Consider the following 8,081-nt stretch of genomic DNA (forward strand, 5'->3'; position numbering starts at 1 on the left):
TGCACGCTGATCATTGGCGGCATGTTGCTGATTCTGCTGTTTTCGCGTACTGCACGCTATCGCACGGAGCCCGAGCAACTGCTCGAACTCTTCGACAAGGCGCTGGAAGACCGCCTCAGCCAGCATGAGTGGGATACGATCATCAACTATCCGATACGCCATGACGACTATCTGGATGGCGTGAGACGCAGGGCGCACCGCTTGATGGAGGCCCATGGCCGAGCCTGGCGCATTCCCCAGGGAAAACCGCTGCTCGACAGCACCGGTCAGCAGGAACTGGCCGCCCTGCGTGATCACCTGGCCGCCCACACCCGGCTAAGAAATCGGCAGCGTGACCAGGACTGAAGCTGACCGTTTTCCGAGTATGGTATGCTTCGCAGGGATGCCAGTCAGGCCGGGAGGTTCCCATGCCCAGCGCCATACGTCAGATTCCGCTCGATACCGCCACTCAGCACCACGCCCACGACTTCCACCAGATCGTGATCGGCCTGAAGGGCAAGGCCGAGTTCGAGATCGAAGGACTCGGCGGTGCCATCTCGGCCCTGTCCGGCTGTATCGTGCCGGCCAACCACGTGCACTACTATGTCGGGCAGGGTGAGAACCGTCAGCTGATCCTCGACCTGCCCGCCGATGCACCGTCGCTGACCGGGTATCATCATGAGCTCTCGCGCCTGTTCGATGCCCCACGCTTCTTCTCCCTGGACGACCCCTTGAAGCGCTACCTCGACTTCCTGCTCCAGGAGCTGGCGATCACCCAGGCAAGCAACAGCGCCACTGCGCAGAGCGACCGCCTGGCGGCCACGTTACTTGGCTGCCTGCACTCCCGCCTGGGGAACGACACCATGCCGCCAGCGGGCGGACGCCGGCTGGACCTGCAGAAGCTCGACCACTTTATCGACCAGAACCTGGCCCGCTCCCTGACGGTGGGCGCCCTCGCCACACAAGCCTGCCTGAGCGAAGCGCATTTTCGCAGTTGCTTTCGTGAGCAGACCGGCCTATCACCTTGGCAGTATGTTCGCCGCCGCCGCCTGGAAGCCGCCCGACGACTGCTTGAAGAGAGTCGCCTGCCGCTGTCGGAGATCGCCGCCAATACCGGCTTTGCCCATCAGAGCGCACTGTCCCATGCCTTCCGCAGTACGTTCGGCTGCCCCCCCAGCCCAGCTTCGGCGCGCCTGCAGCGAACGTGTCGCTACCACCTTGATTGCTCGCCCCCAGCCTACGACTTAAGTCGAAAATCCGGCCCTGCCACTGCAATTAGCCACGAAATCGACAAACAAATCCGGGAAATTGACAAGCGCCCCCCCTCTGCCCCCCCTACAGTCATCGTTATCCAACGGCACCAGGCAAGAACGTCTGGCGAAGCCGTGGATTTGCCGTTTCATGGCGGGTGACACCCGGGGGACCTCTGATGCTCAATGCCAATAACATGCTGGATTCTGCCACCTGGCAGCAGGAACTCGACACCCTGTTCGCACGGATCAGTGAACACTATGCGGTCGATGAAGACGCTTTTGTCCGCGAACTCGTCAATGTGCTGAGTGCCGATACCGACGACTTCCGGCGCATTGCTGGCAAGACCGCCGAGCTCGTGCGTGAGGTTCGCGAGATGGACACCGCGGTGGACACCATCGATGAACTGCTACAGCAATATAGCCTCGATACCCATGAGGGCCTGATGCTGATGTGCCTCGCCGAGGCCATGCTGCGCATTCCCGACAAGGCCACCGCCGATGCCCTGATCGAGGACAAGCTGGGGCCCGCCGACTGGCAGGCGCATATGGGGCAGAGCGAATCCTGGCTGGTCAACGCCTCGACCTGGGGACTGTTGATGACCGGCCGCGTGGTCTCCCTCGACAAGCCGCGCGAAGGCAAGCCATCGAGTTTCATCAACAAGCTGGTCAACCGCATGGGCGAGCCGGTCATACGTCGCGCCATGGTCGAGGCCATGAAGATCATGGGCAAGCAGTTCGTGCTCGGCCGTGATATCGATGAAGCACTGAAGCGATCCAAGCCCCTGTTCAACAAAGGATATACCTACTCCTACGACATGCTCGGCGAAGCGGCACGCACCCGGGCCGACGCCAAGCGCTACTTCGACGACTACGCCCAGGCCATCGAGCGTGTCGGCAAGACCAGTCAGTCGCTGCCCGCTGCCACGCCGTCCCCCTCGGTTTCCATCAAGCTGTCGGCTCTTCACCCGCGCTACGAATTCGGCCGTCGCGACCAGGTTCTGGTCGAACTGGTAGGCACCGTGCGGGAACTCGCCGCCATGGCCCGGGAGCGGGATGTGGCCCTGACCATCGACGCCGAAGAAGTGGATCGCCTGGAGATCTCGCTGGAGGTCTTTCGCGCCATCTATGAAAGCGACACCTGCAAGGGCTGGGGACATTTTGGCCTGGTGGTACAGGCCTACTCAAAGCGCGCCCTGCCGGTATTGCACTACTTGAATCGCCTGGCAGACCGTCAGGGCGACGAAATCCCCTTGCGCCTGGTCAAAGGCGCCTACTGGGACAGCGAGATCAAGGAGTCACAGCAACTCGGTGTCGAGGGATATCCGGTCTTCACCCGCAAGGCAAGCACCGATGTGGCCTACCTGGCCTGCGCGCGCTTCCTGCTCTCGGATCAGACCCGCGGGCGGATCTTTCCTCAGTTTGCCACCCATAACGCCCACACCATCAGCACCATTCTCGAGCTGTCGAACGAGGCCAAGCGCTCGTTCGAATTCCAGCGCCTGCACGGCATGGGTGAGGCCCTCTATGATGCCGCCCTGAAGCGCGCTCCGAAAGGCACCTACTGCCGTATCTATGCCCCCGTGGCGCCCATAAGGACCTGCTCCCCTACCTGGTACGCCGCCTGCTCGAGAACGGCGCCAACTCCTCCTTCGTGCACCAACTGGTCGACCCCAAGGTTCCGGTGGAGTCACTCTGCGTGCACCCCGTGGAAAGCCTGCGCCAGTACGCCAGCTATTCCAATCCTCGCATTCCGCTTCCCAAGGACATCTACGGCGAGAAACGCCGTAACTCGAAAGGGGTAAACCTCAACGTGCGCAGCCATTACCAGCCCCTGATGGACGCCATGGCCGGTTTCATGGACAAGACCTACGAAGCGGCACCGCTGCTTGCCTTCGAGGTGCCAAAGGACCCTGCCAACACCCATGAGGTCAACAGCCCCTACGACCGCAACATGCGGGTCGGGAGCGTGCAATGGACCAACCGGGAGCAGGCCTCACGGGCGGTAGATGCCGCCTGGGCCGCCTTCCCACGCTGGGACGCCACGCCGGTGGCCGAGCGGGCTACGATCATCCGTCGCCTGGGCGAGCTCATGGAGGAGAACCTGGCCGAGCTGATGACGCTCTGCTCCCGCGAGGGTGGAAAACTGCTGACCGACGGTGTCGATGAGATCCGTGAAGCCGTGGATTTCTGCCACTACTACGCCATGCGGGCGGAAGAGCTGTTCGACGCCCCGACCGTACTGCCCGGCCCCACCGGCGAGTCCAACGAACTGATGCTCAGCGGCAAGGGCGTCTTCGCCGCAATCAGCCCCTGGAACTTTCCGGTGGCGATATTCTGCGGTCAGGTGGTTGCTGCGGCGGTGTCGGGCAACACCGTACTGGCCAAGCCTGCCGAGCAGACCTCCATCGTGCTCATCGGGTGATCGAGCTGCTGCACGAGGCCGGCATGCCCCGTGACGTGGTGCAGCTGCTTCCCGGCGATGGCCCCACGGTGGGTAGCGTCCTGAGTGCCGACACGCGGATCACCGGTGTTGTCTTCACCGGCGGCACCGATACCGCCAGATCATCAACCGTGCCCTGGCGGCTCGGGAGAATGCCCCCCTGCCGACCCTGATCGCCGAGACCGGCGGCATGAATGCGCTCATCGTCGACTCCACCGCCCTGCCGGAGCAGGTCGTGACCGACGTGATCCAGTCGGCGTTCCAGAGCGCCGGCCAGCGCTGCTCGGCCCTGCGCGTGCTCTACCTGCAGGATGATGTGGCAGACCGGGTGATCGAGATACTCAAGGGCGCCATGGACGAACTCCATGTCGGCGACCCCCGGGACCTGGGCACCGACGTGGGTCCGGTGATCGACGAGGATGCCCGCAAGGGGCTCATGGCTCACATCGATCGACTCAAGGGCGAGGGCAGGCTGCTGGCAGAGACCCGGCTGGACCCGGCCTTCACCGCACTCGGTACCTTCGTGGCGCCGGTGGCCTTTCACATCGACGGCATCGACGCCTGGACCGGGAACAGTTCGGCCCGGTGCTGCATATCGTGCGCTACAAGGCCAATGAGATCGATCAGGTCGTCGAATCGATTAACGACAGGGGTTACGGACTGACATTTGGCGTACACAGCCGCAACGAATCCTTTGCCAATGCCATTGCGGAAAAGATTCGCGTTGGCAACGTGTACATAAACCGCAATATCATCGGCGCCGTCGTAGGGGTGCAACCCTTCGGGGGCCAGGGCCTTTCCGGCACCGGACCCAAGGCGGGCGGACCGCACTACCTGCTGCGTTTCGCCACGGAAAAGACCGTGACCGTCAATACCGCCGCCCTAGGCGGGAATGCGTCACTGCTCGCGCTGGGAGACGAGTGAGCCACTCACTCGTCGCCACGACAACAACACTGAAGGAACCTTGAAATGGTTGACAACAATATGGCCATCGGCTTCACCTTCCTGGTGTATCTGCTACTGATGCTCGGCGTCGGTATCGTCGCCTATCGACGTACCACGAACCTCTCCGACTATATCCTGGGCGGACGCTCACTGGGCCCCTGGACCTCGGCCATCTCCGCTGGCGCCTCCGACATGTCGGGCTGGCTGCTGCTCGGCCTGCCGGGTGCCGCCTACGTCAGCGGCATCTCGGCCAGCTGGATCGCCGTGGGTCTGCTGATCGGCACCTGGCTCAACTGGCTGGTGGTGGCGCGCCGGCTTCGCATCTACAGCTTCAAGCTGAGCGATTCCCTGACCCTGCCGGAGTACTTCGCCAACCGCTTCCAGGACAAGACGCAGCTGTTGAGGGTGATCTCGGCCATCTTCATCCTGATGTTCTTCCTTTTCTATACCAGCTCCGGGCTGGTGGCGGGGGGCCGCCTCTTCGAGACGGTCTTCGGCTATGACTACACTATTGCCGTGACCATCGGCACCATTGCGGTCATTTCCTATACCTTCTTCGGGGGCTTCCTGGCGGTTTCCTGGACCGACCTGATTCAGGGCCTGATGATGGCAGCGGCGCTTGCCATCGTGCCGGTCATCGCCTTCAGCGACCTGGGCGGCGCCAGCGGTGCAGGTGCCGCACTGGCGGCAGAGAGCGAGTACATGCTCGCCTGGTTCCGCGACGCCTCCACCGGTGAAGCACTGACCACCATCGGTATCATCAGCTCGCTGGCCTGGGGCCTGGGCTACTTCGGCCAGCCCCACATCCTGGCTCGCTTCGCCGCGATTCGCAGCGACCGTGACATTCCCGCCGCCCGTCGTATCGCCGTTTCCTGGACCGCCATCGCCCTGGTCAGCTCCATTGCCGTGGGTCTTCTCGGGGTGGGTTTCGTACAGCGCGACCTGGCCGACGGCGAAACCGTCTTCATGGTGATGGTCAACATCATCTTCCACCCGGTGATCGCCGGTATCCTGCTGGCCGCCATCCTGGCCGCCATCATGTCCACCGCCGACTCCCAGCTGCTGGTCTCCTCCTCGGCACTGACGGACGACTTCTACAAGGCGATCTTCCGCAAGGATGCCAGCCAGACCGAGCTCGTCTGGGTGGGTCGCTTTGCTGTCATCGGTATCGCCGTGCTCGCCTACCTGCTGGCGCTCAATCCCGATGCCACCGTTCTCGATTTGGTCGCCTATGCCTGGGCCGGTTTCGGTGCCGCCTTCGGCCCGGCCTTGATCATGTCGCTCTACTGGCGACGCATGAACAAGTGGGGGGCGCTGGCCGGCATCGTGGTTGGCGGCGTGACCGTGGTGCTGTGGGCAGAAATCTCCGGCGGCATCTTCGATCTGTACGAGATCGTACCGGGCGTTATCCTGGCCTATATCGCCATCGTGGTGGCAAGCCTTGCCACCGAAGAGCCGAATCTTCGGGTCACCGCCGACTTCGATACCTTTGAAGAAGCCTGACGGCCCATACCGGCGACACCACACCTTTCATGACCTCAACAGGCCGCCCCAGGGCGGCCTGTTGCATTACTGAGCCAGAATGCGCCAGCCAAATCATGCCATCCACAGTGCACGCATCACCACGACCAGCGTAAACGCCCCCAGTGCCACCAGGCTCCAGGGCGGTGTCGTGGCACGCCGCTGCCAGTGACGCCGCAACTCCAGCCCCATGGGCTGCATGAAGGCAGCGCCGAGCGCCCAGACACCCAGCCCTATGACCGGGAGGCGCAACGCCATGGGCAGGCCGCTGATCAGTTCGGGATGCAGCAACAGCCAGAGAGCAAGGGCTGCAGCCAGCAGCATGGACCCCATCGCTAACCAGACAGGCCGCTCGTTCGCCAGACTCTTCATCGCCCTCTCCTTCTGATCGTCTATAGACAAGGCTTAGCCCCTCGCGTCCCGTCGCGCCAATATTGCAGCACAACAATACTTGTACACACCACAGCTCAGATCGTTCCAGCTCAGAAGGAAAGCGATGCATAAATTAGGACAACATCGCGATACAATCGGCCTATCGCCATCATAACAAAATTAAACAAGACTTTTAGAAACGGTGTTTCTATACTTGGCGAAGTTTAATGTGGCCGGAGGGTCCGGCCTGAGTCGACCAGGAGAACGCACTGATGAAAACGATTCGATTGATCCCCGTGGCCGTAATTGCCGCCAGTTGCGCCTTCGTCAGCCAGGCGGCCCTGGCCTACAGCGCCGGCGATACCTTCGTGCGCGGCGGTTTTGCCAAGTCCGATACCCGCTCCGACAACGGTAATGTCGGTGATGCAGATTTGGGCATCAGCAGCGGGGAAACCGGCTTCACATTCGGTGTCGGCTACCTCTTCACCGATAACCTCGGTGTGGAGCTGAACAGCTCCGAAAAGATCGAACACAGCCTGAGCGCTGATGGCGGCGATGCCGGCACCATTGATCGCATGCCGGTCAACCTGATGGTCAACTACTATCCGCTGGGGGGCTTCGACTCACGCGTGCAGCCCTATGCCGGTGCCGGCCTCAACTACACCCGCTTCTCTGGCGAGCCCGAAGGATCAACGCACGCCGCTCCTACGGCGCCGTGGGCCAGGTGGGTGTCGACCTCGCTGTCACCGACAACTTCTTGTTCAACGGCTTCGCCAACTACGCCGACGTCGACTCACGCCTCTCCAGCGAAGGCGAGCGTATTGGCACGGCCAAGGTGGACCCGGTGACCATCGGTGGCGGCGTGACCTTCCGCTTCTAAAGCACAACAAATCGATAGCAAGTAGCAAGACGACGCCGGGCCATGCGCCCGGCGTTTTGCCGCCTGACTGCCGGAAGCTCAATGCCCCAACCACGGGCTCGTTCCATGCCACACTTCCAGCGTCGAGATATTGATACGATTGTTTGCATTTTCCCAGTGCACCTCACGCAAACGGCTGGCCACTAGCGTGCGTTCATTCACCGTGGAATGGACTGGCATCGTGAAGCGCCTAGACTCAATGAAGAATCTCGCCGGTACGAGACTCGACATGTCGAGTACCATCCGCACAAGCCCTTCTCGGTACCGCTATCCGCCATCATGTCCACGACCACCACCAGCTTGTGATCGGTCTGGATGGGCGCTCAGGGTTCTAAATCAAGGCCCTTCCCACTTCCCTTGAAACAGTGCAGGACGAAACAGGAACGACAGGAGGTGAGCATTGAGGTAGAGAGGCTGGCGTCACAGGCAGTAGCACCTTGTTACGCAGGCAAAAACGGAATTAACAACAAGAACCGTGCCATTACCGGGTTCTGTACGGTAAGCGCTAACAGGTCGGAGATTGCTCCGCCCTAATGAACTGGAGAAGTCACATGGCTACTGGCGTCTGGATCAGTCTTTTTGGTTACTTTGCGCTCATGATCGCCATCGGCGTTTATGCCATGCGCAAAGCCACGTCCTCCTCCGAAGATTA

Annotated in this window: 4 protein-coding genes and 2 pseudogenes; 5 read left to right on the plus strand and 1 reads right to left on the minus strand. The window is 61.7% G+C overall.

Going from position 1 to position 8,081, the window contains the following annotated elements; genetic code table 11:
- The 4 genes and pseudogenes from Q427_RS32220 to putP form a co-directional block, all read left to right on the plus strand.
- Positions 1–345: hypothetical protein (locus tag Q427_RS32220; protein ID WP_043513909.1), on the plus strand; the 345-nt coding region annotated here is incomplete at its 5' end.
- Positions 346–407: 62 nt separating this feature from the next.
- Positions 408–1,391, plus strand: coding sequence for an AraC family transcriptional regulator (locus Q427_RS11330; RefSeq protein ID WP_081785956.1), 984 nt, complete (start codon positions 408–410; stop codon positions 1,389–1,391).
- 17 nt (positions 1,392–1,408) lie between these two features.
- Positions 1,409–4,596: pseudogene (gene putA / locus Q427_RS11335) on the plus strand (bifunctional proline dehydrogenase/L-glutamate gamma-semialdehyde dehydrogenase PutA).
- 45 nt (positions 4,597–4,641) lie between these two features.
- The gene (putP, locus tag Q427_RS11340; protein WP_043513911.1) at positions 4,642–6,120 is read left to right on the plus strand and encodes a sodium/proline symporter PutP; all 1,479 of its coding nucleotides are present in this window, start codon (positions 4,642–4,644) and stop codon (positions 6,118–6,120) included.
- Between the two features lie 93 nt (positions 6,121–6,213).
- Here the strand turns inward: putP and Q427_RS11345 are convergent, their stop codons facing one another.
- On the minus strand, positions 6,214–6,510 hold the full coding sequence (locus tag Q427_RS11345; RefSeq protein ID WP_043513913.1) for a hypothetical protein: 297 nt from the start codon (positions 6,508–6,510) through the stop codon (positions 6,214–6,216).
- A gap of 272 nt (positions 6,511–6,782) precedes the next feature.
- Here Q427_RS11345 and Q427_RS11350 point away from each other — a divergent pair.
- Positions 6,783–7,390 (plus strand): annotated as a pseudogene (locus Q427_RS11350) (OmpW/AlkL family protein).
- The last annotated feature ends 691 nt before the right edge of the window (positions 7,391–8,081 follow it).

Source organism: Halomonas sp. BC04 (genome assembly GCF_000568385.1).